This is a genomic window from Marinomonas vaga (genome assembly GCF_055388305.1).
Genome location: NZ_AP043903.1, coordinates 1,101,973 through 1,116,311 on the forward strand (window position 1 = coordinate 1,101,973; position 14,339 = coordinate 1,116,311).

Consider the following 14,339-nt stretch of genomic DNA (forward strand, 5'->3'; position numbering starts at 1 on the left):
CAGAAAATATTCGAGGAGGGCGGCACACCCCATGGTGTGCCGCCAAAGCGCGGTCGAGGGTGCTTAGCGCCCCGTCTTAATGTTGGTCCAAGCACGCGTCAGAGAGCGGTCAAAGCGTGCCGTGTGGGCCACTTGCACGTAAAGCTTCTCTTTCACTTCTTGAGTTGGGTATACGCCTTTGTTGCTAGACACTTCTTCGTCTAACAATGGCTCTGCTGCGGTGTTTGGCACAGCGTAGTAAACGTAGTTAGAAATGGCCGCAGCAATCTCTGGCTTCAAGATGAAGTCGATGAACTTGTGGGCCGCTTCAGGGTGAGGAGCATCCGCAGGGATCGCCATCAAGTCAAACCACACCAAGGTGCCTTCTTTTGGGATCACAAAGTTGATGTCTACCCCTTGGCCAGCTTCTTCTGCACGGCTTTGGGATTGGAGGATGTCACCGTTGTAACCGATGGCCACACACACGTCACCGTTAGCCAGATCAGAAATGTACTTACTGGAGTGGAAGTATTTGATGTTGTCACGGGTGCCAGACATCAGCTTGGTAGAGGCTTCAAGCTCGCCTTTGTCTTCTGAGTTCGGATCCACGCCACGGTAGTTATTCACCACTGACATCATCTCAGCAGGAGAGTCCAATACGGCAATGCCACAGTCTTCAAGCTTAGCGGCAACGCTTGGATCAAACAGTACATCCCAAGAGTCGATTTCTGAGGTGCCTAGACGCTCTTCGATCATCGCTGTGTTGTAGCCGATGCCGATCGTGCCCCAAGCATATGGGATGTTGTGCTGGTTGCCCGCATCGTGCTTTTCAATTTGTTTTGCAAGGGTTTGATCTAGGTTGCCGTAGTTGCTCAACTTAGACTTATCGACTTTTTGGTACACCCCTGCCATCACTTGGCGTTCAAAGAAGGAGTTGGAAGGCATCACCACATCGTAGCCAGAGCCACCTGCCATCAACTTGGCTTCTAGCACCTCGTTGCTGTCGTACACATCATAGTTCACCTTGATGCCGGTCTCTTTGGTGAATTGCTCTAACGCACCCGGCGCCATGTAATCAGACCAGTTATAGATGTTTAGGACATCTTCCGCATGACTGCTCATTGCAAAGCTCGATACAGCGCCCGCTACTAGTAAACTCAATGCGTTACGTTTCATTTAATGTTCTCCCATTGCCACCAACCTAAGTCGGTATTCCAGTTGTGATGTGTTTTAAAAGCCTCTAAAGGGCTATGTTTTTTATCAGCGCAGAGCGCCTCTTATAAGTAGGCTTCGTATTCCACATTGGAAATACGGCCATGAATTTTTAATTGCTCTTGTTCTTTCGCGGCACCAAAGACCCGTACAAACTCTTCCCCAAGGTATTCTCGTAAGAAGCTGCTGTCTGCGAAGCTTTCCGTGGCCAATTCCCAACGATTTGGAAGCGGCTCAAAACGCTCAGACATAGCATAAGCGTCCCCTTCGATCGGCTGTGGTGGCGACATCTTCGCCTCAATGCCATGAAGTGCCGCACCCAATACCGCTGCAAGCACCAAGTAAGGATTCGCATCCGCCCCCGCAACACGGTGCTCAATACGTCGAGCAATGTTTTCGCTTTCTGGGATACGAACGGCCACCGTACGGTTTTCATAGCCCCAGCTTGCGAAGGTCGGCGCGTGGGCACCGGTTTGGAAACGGCGGTAAGAGTTCATGTGGGGCGCAAACACCAACATGGAGTCCGCCATGTGGTTCAAACAGCCCGCCACCGCTTGTTGTAGGATGTTTGAGCCTTCCTCTGTGCCGTTATCAAAGACGTTTTTACCGTCTTCGTCTAACAGGCTGAAGTGCACGTGGAAGCCGTTACCACTTTTGTCCGCATAAGGCTTCGCCATGAAGGTCGCACCAAAGTCATGCTGACGGGCAACGCCCTTAATCAAACGCTTAAACATGATCGCATGATCGGCAGCCTGCACCGCGTCATCCGTGTGCTTCATGTTGATCTCAAATTGGCCGGGGCCTAATTCTGAAATGATGGTATCTGCTGGGATACCTTGCGCTTCACAGGCATGACGGACTTCAGCGAAGAAGCCTTCTAGGCCGTCCATTTCTTCAATGGAGTAACAGTCGGTTTTGCTCAGACGACAGCCGTTACCGTCTACGATCACCGGTGGAGAAGGGCGACGTTGGGCTTCAGAGGTACCGTCTAATAGGTAAAATTCCAGCTCGGTTGCCACCACTGGGGTGTAACCCAACTCTTTAAAGCGCTTCACTATGCGGGTCAGTACTTGGCGAGGGTCAGGGTAGAATGGCGTACCATCGGCGTTAAACATCATCGCCAAAATCTGGTCGCGGGCGGATTCTGCCCATGGCACTGGGATCGGCTGAGGGTGAACTGGCAAGCAGATACCATCACTGTCACCGGTTTCAAAGACCATCCCATTGTCGAGAACGTCGTCCCCCCAGTGATCAAACCCGATGACCGAATGAGGTAACTTGACCCCTTGAGTCATCACACTTTTTAAACCACTGGAAGGGATGCGTTTACCACGCAGGTTGCCATTTAGATCCGTAATAAACAGATCAAATTCATTGTTCCCTTGGTACATATCCGACATAGAAAGTTCTCTTTTGAAATTAGTTCTACTGCGAGAGAGTTATTCAGCATTTTTATAATCGAGCTTTCTTTCGATTTGTTATGTGCTGTGGCGCGATTAAAGTCCAACTCCTCTCGATACAAATCACCTTAACCCGAGCGAATGATGCGAGTAACTATCCCCGAGTGGGTATATGCAAGAACAATGGAAATTGTTTACTTATTACTCAAACAGATCGAAAAAACCTATCGAGAATGACGTTATCACTCTGATATAAATGGATATTTTTCTAATTGGAATGGAGGGTTTCGATCAATTAATCACCATAAGCCGAAACATCTTTCGGGTTATGGGTTTAGTTTTACTACAAGATGAAGAAAAAAGTCGAAGGAATTTTATTTTATTTCAGCGATTTCTAAATCACTTAGTTAAAAGTATAAAACCGAGTAATGAGTCGAGTTAATCACTGTTGACCGACATAATGACTTGGCCTGCGATTTGCTTTTCCGGTACGCATTTGTTTTAAAGTAACCCCGAATGCACACTTATGGACTGGTTTTCGCAAGGCTGCGCAAAAAGAGGACTCAAAATAATGCAGAGAAGCACCCTTCGCGGGCAGTTATCGCTTCCAGAGCTCATGAAAGACATTGGCCATCTGAGCAGCCATATTCGCGTACCCAGCTTTCCGAGTGCGCTTGAGGGTGTTCTTAGCAATCTGTGTTATTTCGATACCATCATAGTGGTGACCTACAAAAAGGCTCTCAAACCCATTCTGATCTACCCCAGTGACCCGTCGGAACAGAGTGCGACCCTGCGCATGTATCTGAACAAGGCCTACTTGCTAGACCCGGTGTTTAACGCCATTCAAAACGGCATCACTCCGGGGGTGTATCGCCTTGTGGATATGGCACCAGACTCCTTCGAAGAAACCGAGTACTACCAAACTTGCTATCGCAACTTTGATCTGGTGGATGAGATTAATATCTTGGTGGACTTGGACAAGACCACTACCTGCGCCGTGTCCTTAGGTCGGCAGAAGGCCGTCGGATCGATACGCCGTACCGAGCTGAATAATTTGAAAACCGTGTTTCCGGTGCTAGAAGCTTTGATTCACCAATTCTGGTTATCTCAATCAGGGGAATATGTGGAGCGAGCGCCCACCACAGGACCGTTGAAGCATGCTCTGAAAACCTTTGCCCAAGGGGTACTCACAGGGCGTGAGCAAGAAGTGTTGGGGCTACTTCTAAGAGGGCATTCGTCTAAATCCATTGCCAATGAATTAGGCATCAGTGCTGGCACTGTAAAAGTCCATCGTAAAAACATTCACGCCCGCTTGGATACTTCCACCCAATCTGAGATTTTTACGCTATTTCTCAATCACTTGGATTCATTAGATAGAGAGGCAAACTAGTCGCCTCTCTATCTTAGACATGCCATAAGCGGTTACAGAACCGTGATCACACTTTCTTTGCTCAAGCGCGATTTTGGCAAGGTCGCGTTGTAATCCTCTTCCTCGCTACGGTAACCCATAGCCAAGCCAACATCGCAACGATAGCCTTCTAATTCGTCAGCAAACAACTCACCGATCAAGTCTGCGTCCACACCTTCTAGGGACGTAGAATCAATGCCGAGACGAGCCAATACATGCAAGGTATTGCCTAATGCCAAGTAGGTTTGCGCTTTTGTCCAAGCCTCCGTATTGCCCTGTTCGTCTGTGTTCAGTTCCGCAAAGCCAAAACTACCAAACGCTTGCTCGCGGTTTTCAGGCTTCACTCGGCCGTCAGCGATTTGCTGATCCACGACCTTAGCGTAGTCATCACGAGTGTAGTGGGTTTTGTGGGCAAACAAAATGATGTGGGACGCAGCCTTAGCGTGCTTCTGGTTAAACTGAAACTTATTCGCAAAGGAGTCATGGAAGCGCTGCTTAGCTTCCTCGCTCTCGATGACAACAAACTTCCAAGGCTGGGAGTTAATGGACGATGCAGACAAGCGCAAGGCTTCGTAAATCACATCAAGATCCGTGGCAGGTATGCGTTTGGACGCATCGTAATGTTTGGTGGTGTAGCGTTTTTCTAGATCCGAAATAATGGTATGGGACATGGATAGCCTCTCAATCCTATGCTGTCAGGTTCACACCTTTTTCAACAGCCTGTTTAAATGAATACCTCCATGCTAACCCTGCCACCACTTGGGAAAAACAGCCGCTAAACTGAATCATTATCAAAATATTTTTGGTAATCTACATTTCATTCACAATTACATACGCCATAAACTAACGAGACAAACATGCAAATCGAAGACTTAGAAGTGGTGTTAAAAGTGGCAGAGCTGGGCAGCATTACCGCCGCAGCCACCCATCTCGACTTGCAACCGGCCACCGCCAGCGCTGCGGTCAAGCGGGTGGAAGCCGCCCTAGGGGCAGAGCTCTTTATTCGCTCCACCCGCCAACTCCGCATCTCCAGCGCGGGAGAGCGCTACTTACCCCTATGTGCTGACGCCTTGGCACAACTGCAGCAAGCGAAATTGTCACTTAATGCTGAGGAAGAACGCATTTCGGGTCAGCTGCGGATAGCCGTGGCCTCCGACTTGGGCCGCAACATGATTGCCCCGTGGCTGGACGAGCTGATGGACGCCCATCCTAAACTGTCTGTGCGCATACATCTGAGCGACAGCAACATGGACTTCTATCGAGATGCCCTAGACTTGGCCGTGCGCTATGGTGCCCCCAGCGACAAGAGTTTGTATGGGTTTAAGATCTGTAATGTGCCCCGATTACTCTGCGCCAGCCCTGAGTACCTTGCCCAGCACCCAACGCCTGAGCATCCTAATGACGTCATGGAACACAATGCCTTGTTTTACCAACTAAGCGACATCTTGAACGATGTCTGGCATTTTCAAGACGATCAACGCATTTATAAGGTGAAACCCAAGGCGAATCGCGCCGCCAACGATGGTGATATGGTACGGCGCTGGTGTTTGGCAGGAAAAGGCTTAGCTCTAAAATCAGCCTTAGACGTGGCGGATGACTTATTGGCCCGGCGCTTAACTCCATTAATGCTCGACTATCCCACACCCAGCACAGAGCTCTGGTTGATTTGCCCAAGCCGACAGACCATTACTCCTAACATGCGCCTCTTGAGGGACACCCTAAGAGACAAAACCTACCACCTGCTGGCGCAACTGGCAGAACGAGGGATCGTCCCACACAGCACCTTAGAGCGCTTTGTATAACAGATTAAACGCGCCTAAAGGCGTCCGGAATGAACGAAATAGACATAAAAAAGCCGCTCGAAAGCGGCTTTTTTATTTTTACCTGATGGGCGCAATTAAAATGCACAGACTAAAGCAGGCTTAGATTCCCAACTGGTCGCGCAGGTTGTAGTAGGCCGCACCAATGGCAGTGTAAGGCACACGCAACATACGTCCACCAGGGAACTGGTACTGGGGCATGCTGGCAAACACGTCAAAGCGCTCTGTGTCACCATCAATGGCATCGGACAGGATCTCACCCATTAGGTGAGAGTTGGTCACACCATGACCGGAGTAACCTTGGGCGTAGTATAGGTTCTCACCGATTTTACCCACTTGAGGCATGCGCATCATGGTCAGTAAGAAGTTACCTGTCCAAGCAAAGTCGATTTTCACATCTTTTAGCATGGGGTAGGTTTTCAACATCTTAGGCACAATGATGGATTCAATTTTACCCGGATCACGGGCGCCATAGGTGGTGCCGCCCCCATAAATTAGGCGACCGTCACCGGATAGGCGGTAATAATCCAGCAAGTAGTTACAGTCCTCGACACAGCGATCTGTGGGAAGCAGTTGTTTTTGAAGGTCCTCTGGCAATGGCTCAGTGGCAATCACCTGAGTGCCACAAGGCATGGCTTTTTTCTCTACTTCTGGAAGTAAGCCAAACACATAGGCGTTACCCGCCACAACGATCTTATCGGCGATGACTGTGCCTTGTTTGGTCACTACCTTGCCCGGAACGCCTTGCTCAAGACGCACCACTTCCGAATCTTCAAAAATCTGACCGCCCAGCGCTTCAAAGGCTTTGGCTTGGCCAAGCACTAGGTTCAATGGCTGAATGTGGCCCCCTTTGCGATCCAATAACCCCCCTGCATAGCGGTCTGAACCGATATGATCTTGGATGGAAGACGCTGTCAGCAGCTCCAGCTCGTCATGGCCATGGGATTCCCATAGGGCTTTTTTCGCTTTCAGCTCTTCAAATTGCTTAGGGTTACAGGCCGCAAACACGTTGCCGTGCTTGAGATCACAGTCGATGTTGTACTTTTCAATGCGGTGACGGATAAGCTCGGAGCCAGCGAAGGCCATTTTCGCCATCTTGTGACCAATGTCGTCACCGTAGTTTTTAAAGATGTAATCAATGTCGCGGTTGAAGCTGTTTACGATCTGGCCGCCGTTACGACCGGATGCGCCAAAACCAATGCGGCTGCCTTCCACAACGATGACTTTTTTACCTTTTTCAGCAAGGCTCAGAGCAGTGGAAATGCCTGTGAAGCCTGCCCCCACAACACATACATCACAGCGGTGCTCACCCGTCAGTGTTGGGCGCAACGTTTTATCATTCGCTGAAAATGCGTAGTAAGAATTTGCATGAGTAGGGGATGACATAAAAAAGCTCTCCTAATACACGTAGGCGTCCAGTGGGTACGCGAACTGTGGGATCAAATCGGGGCAAGACGAACGCCTTGCCCACCAGAATTAAATTGGGATCAACAGACTTGTGGCGATTACGCCAAGTTGATCCAGGTGTTTTTCACTTCGGTATATTTCTCTAGGGCGTGCCAAGACTTGTCTCGACCGTTACCGGAGGCTTTCACACCGCCAAATGGCACTGTGGTATCCCCGTCACCCCAAGTGTTTACCCATACCATGCCAGACTCTAAAAGACGGCTCACACGGTGGGCGCGGCCTAGGTCATTGGTCCAAACGGACGCACCCAAGCCATATTTAGAATCGTTCGCCAGCTCGATGGCTTCTTCTTCCGTTTCAAAGGTCATTACAGCCAATACTGGGCCGAAGATCTCCTCACGGACGAATTCCATGGAATGGTCCGCCTCGGTAAAGATAGTCGGCTTAGCGTAGAAGCCTTGACCCTCTTGGTATTCAGGCACACCGCCGTGGGCTAAGGTCGCCCCATCAGCGATGGCGCTTTCGATAAAGCGTGTCACAGTGTCCAATTGAGCTTTGTCTACCAACGGGCCCATTTTGGTCGCTGGATCCAATGGATCACCCGGCACATAAGCTTTTGCCGCTTCCAATAGGGCTTCCATGAACTCGTCTTTCACCTTGCTGTGCACGTACAAGCGGGAGCAGGCAATACACACTTCCCCTTGGTTAGTGAAGATTGCCGTGGCCGCCCCTTGCGCCGCCGCTTTGATGTCTTTGCAATCGTCAAACACGATACAAGGGGATTTACCGCCCGCTTCCAACCAAACACGTTTCATGTTGGATTGACCGGCGTATTCCATCAGCATGCCCGCCACGCGGCTAGATCCGGTGAAGGCTAAAGTGCCAATGTCATGGTGCAACGCAAGGGCTTTACCAGCAGTGTGACCAAAACCGGGGAGGACGTTGAATACACCATCTGGGACCCCCGCTTGCGTTGCTAACTCGGCGATTCTCAAAGCGCTTAGGGGAGACTTCTCCGATGGCTTCAAGATAACGCTGTTACCAGCGGCAAGCGCTGGTGAAATCTTCCACATCACCATCATCAGTGGGTAATTCCACGGGGTAATGATGGCGACGACCCCAAGCGGCTCACGGCTGATCAGGGCAAGGTTATTCGGTTTGGTTGGTGCGATTTCGCCGTACAACTTGTCAATGCACTCGGCTGACCAGCGTAAGGCGTCAATGGAATCAGGCACATCGATGCCCACCATTTCAGAGATGGACTTACCCATGTCTAGGGTGTCCGTTAGGGCTAATTCGTCTTGGTGTTGTTCCAGCAAATCCGCCCATTTTTGTAGGATGCGTTTACGTTGACCGGGTGCCATGTTGGACCAATCACCGCTCTTAAACGCTTTAGACGCCGCTGCAACCGCCAGATCCACATCCGCTTGATCACAGCTGGCCACATGACCTAGCACGCTTTCGTCCGTCGGGTTAATGCAAGCAAACGTCTCGCCGCTTTGTGCTGGCGTGTATTGGCCGTTGATATAAGCCTCGGTTGGCAATTTCAACGTTTTGCGTAGTGCTTGCCATTGTTCGTAGGTTTTCATGGATACTCCCTTTTCGGACGTCTATTCGTATTGCTATGACACTAAACTAACTGAGCGTCATGCTCTTCCACCATATCCCCGTGGGGGTATATCGTTTTTTTCTCGACGCACTAACATGGGCACATCGCTTTATCTTCACAACAACCTATAACGATAACGTGCCCATTAGGGTAGACCATTGGAGAACAAACCATGTCAAAGGTAACGGTGGCGGCAACGCAAATGCACTGTACTTGGGATCAACAAGACAACCTAAACCGCGCAGAACACTTGATTCGTGATGCGGCTGCCCAAGGTGCGCAGGTGATCTTGATTCAAGAGTTGTTTGAAACGCCTTACTTTTGTATCGAAATCCACGAAGGCTACCATGACTTGGCCACCACCCTTGCCGAGAACACAGCGTTTCAGCGTTTTACCCAATTAGCCAAAGAGCTAGACGTGGTACTGCCGTTTAGCTGGTACGAACAAGCGGGGCAAGTACGTTTTAACTCCCTTGCCATGATCGATGCAGGGGGCGAGCTGTTAGGGGTGTACCGCAAAACCCACATCCCAGACAGTGATGGTTACCTTGAAAAATACTACTTCAGCCCTGGGGATACGGGCTTCAAAGTGTGGCACACCAAGTTTGGCTGCATCGGCGTAGGTATTTGCTGGGATCAATGGTTCCCAGAGACGGCACGCTCTATGGCACTCATGGGGGCTGACATCTTGTTGTTCCCAACGGCCATTGGCTCCGAGCCAAGCCAGCCAGAGATGGACAGCATGCCCCACTGGACCAACACCATGCGCGGCCACGCGGCGGCGAACCAAGTACCTGTGATCGCGTCGAACCGTATCGGCACTGAGTCTGCCCAGCACCGTGACTTGTCCCTGACCTTCTTTGGGTCATCCTTTATCTGTGACGAGCGTGGCGAACTGATCGAACAAGCGGACCGCACCAGCCAAGGCATCTTGCTACACACCTTTGACCTTGACCATGTACGCGCCCAACGTAAAGCTTGGGGGCTATTCCGTGATCGCCGCCCAGAGCACTATGGGGTACTGCAAACCCTTGATGGACAAACAAAATAGGAGCCAACACCCCATGACCTCGACGCCTCGCCAAGACGGCTTTCATATGCCCGGAGAACACGCTCCCCAAACCAGCGTTTGGCTCGCATGGCCAACCCGCCCAGATAACTGGCGGGAGCAGGCACTGCCTGCCCAAGCGGCGTTTGCCCACTTTATGGAACGCCTCAGTGGCTACGTCACGGTCAAGGTAGCGGTATTACCTGAACATGAGACACAGGCGAGAGCCATGCTACCGGCTCAGGTACAGATTTTTCCCATGGCGTACAACGATGCTTGGATGCGGGACATAGGCCCCACCATGGTCGTGAGCGCTGACGGGGAAAAGCGCGCAGTGAACTGGGGGTTTAATGCTTGGGGGGGCAAGTTGGATGGCCTTTACGATGATTGGTCCGATGACGAAACCGTGGCCACACGCATTGCTGAGATCGAAGCCGTACAGCGCTACGACGCACCCTTGATTCTCGAAGGCGGCTCCATCCACAGCGATGGGGAAGGCACCATCTACACCACGGAAGAATGCTTACTGCATCCCAGCCGCAACCCTGACTTAACTCGGGAAGACATCGAGGCACACCTCAAAGACTACCTCAACGTAGAAAAAGTCATATGGCTAGAGCATGGCTTATTCAACGACGAAACCAATGGCCATATCGACAACCTGCTGCATGTGGTGAAACCCGGCGAAGTCATCCTAACCGTCTGTGACGACCCAACCGATCCCCAATACGCCATCAGCCAAGCCGCCTTAAAGGTACTGGCTGAGCAAACGGACGCAAAAGGCCGTCCTATCAAAGTCCACCCCATCCCAATGCCGGGGCCTTTGTACATGACAGCGGACGAAGCCGCAGGCTTAAAACAACCAGACCGCATGGCTCGGGAAGCCGGTGAACGCCTAGGCGGCTCCTATGCCAACTTCCTAATCTGTAACGGGGCGCTATTTTACCCGCTGTTAGACGCAGATAAAGACCAAATCGCCGCAGAAGTACTACAAAAAGCCTTTCCTGATTATGTACTGGTAGGCATCCCAGCGAGGGATATCCTGCTCGGTGGCGGCAACCTGCACTGTATTACACAGCAAATGCCTGCTTAGGGGTTGTTGGAGAAGTGAAAAAACCACGGCAGAGTTTGCTCTGACGTGGTTTTTTTGTGTGCGTAAGAAGTGCATTGTTGAAAAAGCAGACAACCACAGTTATCATAAAAGATAACTTCCATGGAGGGAAGCATGCATTGGAACATACAATTTTACAATGGCGTTGAAGACTCAATCCTATCAATGCCTCCGAAAATACAAGCTAGAATGATTCGGCTTTTAGAACTCATGGAAAACCATGGAGCGAACTTAGGGCCGCCTCATACAGAATCCATGGGCAATGGATTATTCGAAATACGAGCAAAAGCTCAGGAAGGCATTGGTCGTGGTTTGTTCTGTTATCTAAAAGGCAATGAAATAATCGTGTTGCATGCATTTGTTAAAAAAAGCCAAAAGACACCTAAGAAAGAACTAACCATAGCCATACAAAGACAGAAAGAGGTGCAATCTAAATGAGCCTAAACAATCTTAAACAAAAAGCACTTTCAAACCCTCAAGTACATGACGAATACCAAAGCTTGGAAAGTGAATTCTCATTTATCGATCAGCTGCTTTCTATGCGTACTGAGGCAGGCTTGACTCAAGAACAAGTTGCCGAGCGCATGCATACGCAGAAAAGCAACATCAGCCGATTGGAGCGAGGCAACGCTAACCCGAGTTGGCTGACCTTGCTTAAGTATGCTGACGCGTGTGGGTTTGAGTTGAGTTTGGGGGTTAGGAAGAGGTGAGGGTATAACGCTCAAAGCAGCGGTGCGCGATAGCTCGTCCAGCCCGAAGGGCTGATGCTGCCTTGGTTTGTTATATGCATAACATTTAAATTATCCTGGCCCATCCCTTTCAAATTCTTGAGCTATTTCAACTCCCAAAAGATAATGCCTTAATGATGCAACAACATGCCTGTAATGCTTTCCCCGACCGAAAAACTGATGTTCAAAAGGCCTTTTCATTAATATTTCCCAGCAACAGCTGGCTACATCGAGAGACCATATTGCTGCCTCTCCAAAATCTGGTGTTACTTCGGGTATGGATTTACCATTTATGACAATTCCCTTATTATCAGGAAATGCTTTAACTAACAGCCCACTCTCTGTCAGGCTTTCTAAAAAATATTCTGGAGGATAGCATGCGTGAGAGTTCATTTTACCTAGAAGCTCAATAATTAGCCCAGGATTTACTTTCACATCATGAACAGTTCCATACACTCTTGCATCTAAAGTTTTGTTCAATTTAGAAGAAAAAATAACGTCTTTTAGAGATTCAATACAAGAATCAATACCGTCGTCCCATTTCTTGTATATTTTATCTCTTAAAAGAGGGTAGGAAGAGAGCACTGTATTTGGGTTACCTATCACTATTGGTAAGACAACATTTCTCCCCTCACTATTCTCTCTGGTTAAAGCTGAACTCAATTCTGCTTCAGCCCAATTTCTTCCAACAAAGTGTTCACTTATAAATACAATTATATAATTTGATTTTTCAAGACCAGCGTTAATACTCTTTCCTAACTTATCCCCCCAAATCATTTCAGCTTCGTCAAGCCAATAAGAAATACCTTGCTTTCCTAGCTTCTCTGCGAAAGGACGAACTATATTTTCTTTATCAGGACTTGCATGGGACAAAAATACATCTTTCATCTAAAAACCTTCACTGAATTATAAAATTCCTGATGACTCATAACATTTTATTAATGCGCATGCGTATTTATGAAATAAACTGCGCCTGCGCGTTATTTTGTTTAACACTCATAAAATTAAGAAAAATAACTATATAATTTTAAAGAGTTAAACAGGACTCTCGTACGATTATCAGTGTAAAAACGAGCATGCGTATTTATCTAAATAACCGAGCATATCAAGAAGAGGAAAAGAAAGGCTTTTCGTCATCCATGACTGCATTGATTACAGACTAAGCTATTCTTTCGGCATATCCAATAACATCGGCCTTGCATAGAGCCTCGATGCGTTTGCGGTGGCTTCTATTTGGCAGCTAGACTGCAATCCTCGTCACCAAAAGGATTTGGTTCCCACGAGAGCAGGGATTTGGTTCCTACAAGCTAGGAAGAGGGTTATTGCGGTATGAAAAAACCACGTCAGGGGTAGCTCTGACGTGGCTTTTTTAATGGAGCGGTTTATTTAACGGCTTTGGCGGGTGCTGGTTTGCCAGTTGCCAGTTTGGTGGCTAGTTGGTGCAAGTATGGGCCAAAGATAAACGAGATGACGCCCGCTGCTGGCCATGCCAGTACCCAAGATTTCATCCAGAAGGTGACGAAGTCTGGATGCATGCCTAGGTTGACGAAGGTTACCCAAGCGGTCATTAGGAATGACAAGACAAAGGACATTAGGGCCGCGAAGATCATGCGATGTTTCATAGAGAAGTTCCTCTCAGTAATGCTTCAATGCATTTAGGATAGCAAACCGCTATATTGGTAAAAATAGCCACTTTCAATAACCCTTTTTACAAATATGCAAAATGTTAGATGACTTAAGAATCTTTATCGTTGCGGCGGACACAAAAAGTCTGACGGCTGCGGCGGATAAGTTGGGAATGACGATCGCGACGGTTTCGCGGAGGATCGCCGCATTAGAGGCCAAGCTTGGCTCGGTATTGCTACATCGTTCTACCAAAGGTTTAACGCTGACTACGGTTGGAGAGCGTTATTACCGAGAATGTGCGGAGTATATAGAGGCCTTAGACCAGCGGATTTCCAATCTGGATCATACGCTAAACAGTCTGGAAGGTGAGGTGAAGATTCTGGCACCGACGAATCTAGGCACTGGCCCACTTGATGACTTTTGGGCGTATTTCGCTGCAAAGTACCCAAAGATCAGCCTAAGAATCGAGTTAAGCAATTATTACGAAAGCCTACAAGACACTCAGGCAGACTTAGCGTTGCGTTCGGGGCAGTCGTCTAATTTATCCCTGATTCAGCGTAAGGTAGGCGAGATCCAAAGCATTATGGTCGCGTCACCGACGTTTACTCCGTTGCCGCAAAGTATCGAGGAATTGGAGCAGGCGGACAGTGTGGCAGGGCAGTTATTTTATGATTGGCACATCATTCATGAGTCGGGGGAGGAGCACACGCTGCAAAAGACTCATCGACATACTGGCAATGATATGCGCATCGCGGTCACGTTGGCCAAGCACGGTCATGGGGTCAGCCTGTTACCGCAAAGCATGGTGTACGATGCCATTCAGGAAGGTCATTTAATCCGAGTCATGCCCGATTGGCGCGGCCGACGTCGTGAGATCTACTTGGTCTGGGCCTATCGACGCAGTTTGTCAGTCAGAGCCAAGCTGGTACGTGATGAATTAACTCAGTTTCTCCATAGCCAAGCGTGGTTTATCCCCTCATAATTTAGTCTT

At 49.1% G+C, this 14,339-nt stretch carries 14 protein-coding genes; 7 read left to right on the forward strand and 7 right to left on the reverse strand.

The window, feature by feature from the left end; genetic code table 11:
- Nucleotides 1–63: 63 nt before the first annotated feature.
- Nucleotides 64–1,155 (reverse strand): polyamine ABC transporter substrate-binding protein, encoded by a 1,092-nt coding sequence (locus ACZ5DR_RS05160; RefSeq protein ID WP_377366192.1) that lies wholly within the window; start codon nucleotides 1,153–1,155, stop codon nucleotides 64–66.
- Between the two features lie 101 nt (nucleotides 1,156–1,256).
- Nucleotides 1,257–2,591, reverse strand: a complete 1,335-nt coding sequence (locus ACZ5DR_RS05165; protein ID WP_377366191.1) for a glutamine synthetase family protein — start codon at nucleotides 2,589–2,591, stop codon at nucleotides 1,257–1,259.
- Between the two features lie 571 nt (nucleotides 2,592–3,162).
- Here ACZ5DR_RS05165 and ACZ5DR_RS05170 point away from each other — a divergent pair.
- Nucleotides 3,163–3,981 (forward strand): response regulator transcription factor, encoded by an 819-nt coding sequence (locus tag ACZ5DR_RS05170; protein ID WP_377366190.1) that lies wholly within the window; start codon nucleotides 3,163–3,165, stop codon nucleotides 3,979–3,981.
- 32 nt (nucleotides 3,982–4,013) lie between these two features.
- Here the strand turns inward: ACZ5DR_RS05170 and ACZ5DR_RS05175 are convergent, their stop codons facing one another.
- Nucleotides 4,014–4,670, reverse strand: a complete 657-nt coding sequence (locus tag ACZ5DR_RS05175) for a nitroreductase family protein (RefSeq protein WP_377366189.1) — start codon at nucleotides 4,668–4,670, stop codon at nucleotides 4,014–4,016.
- A 186-nt stretch (nucleotides 4,671–4,856) separates the two neighbouring features.
- Here ACZ5DR_RS05175 and ACZ5DR_RS05180 point away from each other — a divergent pair, with 186 nt between their 5' ends.
- Nucleotides 4,857–5,801, forward strand: coding sequence for a LysR family transcriptional regulator (locus ACZ5DR_RS05180; protein WP_377366188.1), 945 nt, complete (start codon nucleotides 4,857–4,859; stop codon nucleotides 5,799–5,801).
- A 120-nt stretch (nucleotides 5,802–5,921) separates the two neighbouring features.
- Here ACZ5DR_RS05180 and ACZ5DR_RS05185 read toward each other — a convergent pair whose 3' ends face one another.
- Both ACZ5DR_RS05185 and ACZ5DR_RS05190 read right to left on the reverse strand, forming a co-directional pair.
- Nucleotides 5,922–7,205, reverse strand: coding sequence for an NAD(P)/FAD-dependent oxidoreductase (locus tag ACZ5DR_RS05185; protein WP_377366187.1), 1,284 nt, complete (start codon nucleotides 7,203–7,205; stop codon nucleotides 5,922–5,924).
- A gap of 119 nt (nucleotides 7,206–7,324) precedes the next feature.
- A complete protein-coding gene (locus tag ACZ5DR_RS05190) occupies nucleotides 7,325–8,815 on the reverse strand; it encodes an aldehyde dehydrogenase (RefSeq protein ID WP_377366186.1) in 1,491 nt (496 codons plus the stop codon).
- 192 nt (nucleotides 8,816–9,007) lie between these two features.
- Here ACZ5DR_RS05190 and aguB point away from each other — a divergent pair, with 192 nt between their 5' ends.
- The 4 genes from aguB to ACZ5DR_RS05210 all read left to right on the forward strand — a co-directional run bounded on the left by aguB (nucleotide 9,008) and on the right by ACZ5DR_RS05210 (nucleotide 11,704).
- Complete coding sequence (gene aguB / locus ACZ5DR_RS05195) at nucleotides 9,008–9,886, forward strand: N-carbamoylputrescine amidase (protein ID WP_377366185.1); 879 nt, start codon at nucleotides 9,008–9,010, stop codon at nucleotides 9,884–9,886.
- A gap of 13 nt (nucleotides 9,887–9,899) precedes the next feature.
- Entirely contained in the window at nucleotides 9,900–10,976 is a 1,077-nt protein-coding gene (aguA, locus tag ACZ5DR_RS05200) for an agmatine deiminase (RefSeq protein ID WP_377366184.1), read from the forward strand.
- Nucleotides 10,977–11,108: 132 nt separating this feature from the next.
- Nucleotides 11,109–11,432 (forward strand): type II toxin-antitoxin system RelE/ParE family toxin, encoded by a 324-nt coding sequence (locus ACZ5DR_RS05205; protein WP_377366183.1) that lies wholly within the window; start codon nucleotides 11,109–11,111, stop codon nucleotides 11,430–11,432.
- On the forward strand, nucleotides 11,429–11,704 hold the full coding sequence (locus tag ACZ5DR_RS05210; RefSeq protein ID WP_377366182.1) for a helix-turn-helix domain-containing protein: 276 nt from the start codon (nucleotides 11,429–11,431) through the stop codon (nucleotides 11,702–11,704). Before ACZ5DR_RS05205 ends, ACZ5DR_RS05210 begins: the two co-directional genes overlap by 4 nt.
- Nucleotides 11,705–11,794: 90 nt before the next feature.
- Here ACZ5DR_RS05210 and ACZ5DR_RS05215 read toward each other — a convergent pair whose 3' ends face one another.
- Nucleotides 11,795–12,610 carry a toll/interleukin-1 receptor domain-containing protein gene (locus ACZ5DR_RS05215; protein ID WP_377366181.1) on the reverse strand — a complete coding sequence of 272 codons (816 nt, stop codon included), beginning with the start codon at nucleotides 12,608–12,610 and terminating at the stop codon, nucleotides 11,795–11,797.
- 494 nt (nucleotides 12,611–13,104) lie between these two features.
- A complete protein-coding gene (locus ACZ5DR_RS05220) occupies nucleotides 13,105–13,344 on the reverse strand; it encodes a DUF2798 domain-containing protein (RefSeq protein WP_377366180.1) in 240 nt (79 codons plus the stop codon).
- 101 nt (nucleotides 13,345–13,445) lie between these two features.
- On the opposite strand from ACZ5DR_RS05220, the gene ACZ5DR_RS05225 reads away from it, so the two are divergent.
- The gene (locus tag ACZ5DR_RS05225; RefSeq protein ID WP_377366179.1) at nucleotides 13,446–14,330 is read left to right on the forward strand and encodes a LysR family transcriptional regulator; all 885 of its coding nucleotides are present in this window, start codon (nucleotides 13,446–13,448) and stop codon (nucleotides 14,328–14,330) included.
- The last annotated feature ends 9 nt before the right edge of the window (nucleotides 14,331–14,339 follow it).

Bases quoted from the DNA above. Each gene is read 5' to 3' on its own strand.
- ACZ5DR_RS05160 (WP_377366192.1), bottom strand. From the start codon at position 1,155: ATGAAACGTAACGCATTGAGTTTACTAGTAGCGGGCGCTGTATCGAGC.
- ACZ5DR_RS05165 (WP_377366191.1), bottom strand. From the start codon at position 2,591: ATGTCGGATATGTACCAAGGGAACAATGAATTTGATCTGTTTATTACG.
- ACZ5DR_RS05170 (WP_377366190.1), top strand. From the start codon at position 3,163: ATGCAGAGAAGCACCCTTCGCGGGCAGTTATCGCTTCCAGAGCTCATG.
- ACZ5DR_RS05175 (WP_377366189.1), bottom strand. From the start codon at position 4,670: ATGTCCCATACCATTATTTCGGATCTAGAAAAACGCTACACCACCAAA.
- ACZ5DR_RS05180 (WP_377366188.1), top strand. From the start codon at position 4,857: ATGCAAATCGAAGACTTAGAAGTGGTGTTAAAAGTGGCAGAGCTGGGC.
- ACZ5DR_RS05185 (WP_377366187.1), bottom strand. From the start codon at position 7,205: ATGTCATCCCCTACTCATGCAAATTCTTACTACGCATTTTCAGCGAAT.
- ACZ5DR_RS05190 (WP_377366186.1), bottom strand. From the start codon at position 8,815: ATGAAAACCTACGAACAATGGCAAGCACTACGCAAAACGTTGAAATTG.
- aguB (WP_377366185.1), top strand. From the start codon at position 9,008: ATGTCAAAGGTAACGGTGGCGGCAACGCAAATGCACTGTACTTGGGAT.
- aguA (WP_377366184.1), top strand. From the start codon at position 9,900: ATGACCTCGACGCCTCGCCAAGACGGCTTTCATATGCCCGGAGAACAC.
- ACZ5DR_RS05205 (WP_377366183.1), top strand. From the start codon at position 11,109: ATGCATTGGAACATACAATTTTACAATGGCGTTGAAGACTCAATCCTA.
- ACZ5DR_RS05210 (WP_377366182.1), top strand. From the start codon at position 11,429: ATGAGCCTAAACAATCTTAAACAAAAAGCACTTTCAAACCCTCAAGTA.
- ACZ5DR_RS05215 (WP_377366181.1), bottom strand. From the start codon at position 12,610: ATGAAAGATGTATTTTTGTCCCATGCAAGTCCTGATAAAGAAAATATA.
- ACZ5DR_RS05220 (WP_377366180.1), bottom strand. From the start codon at position 13,344: ATGAAACATCGCATGATCTTCGCGGCCCTAATGTCCTTTGTCTTGTCA.
- ACZ5DR_RS05225 (WP_377366179.1), top strand. From the start codon at position 13,446: ATGTTAGATGACTTAAGAATCTTTATCGTTGCGGCGGACACAAAAAGT.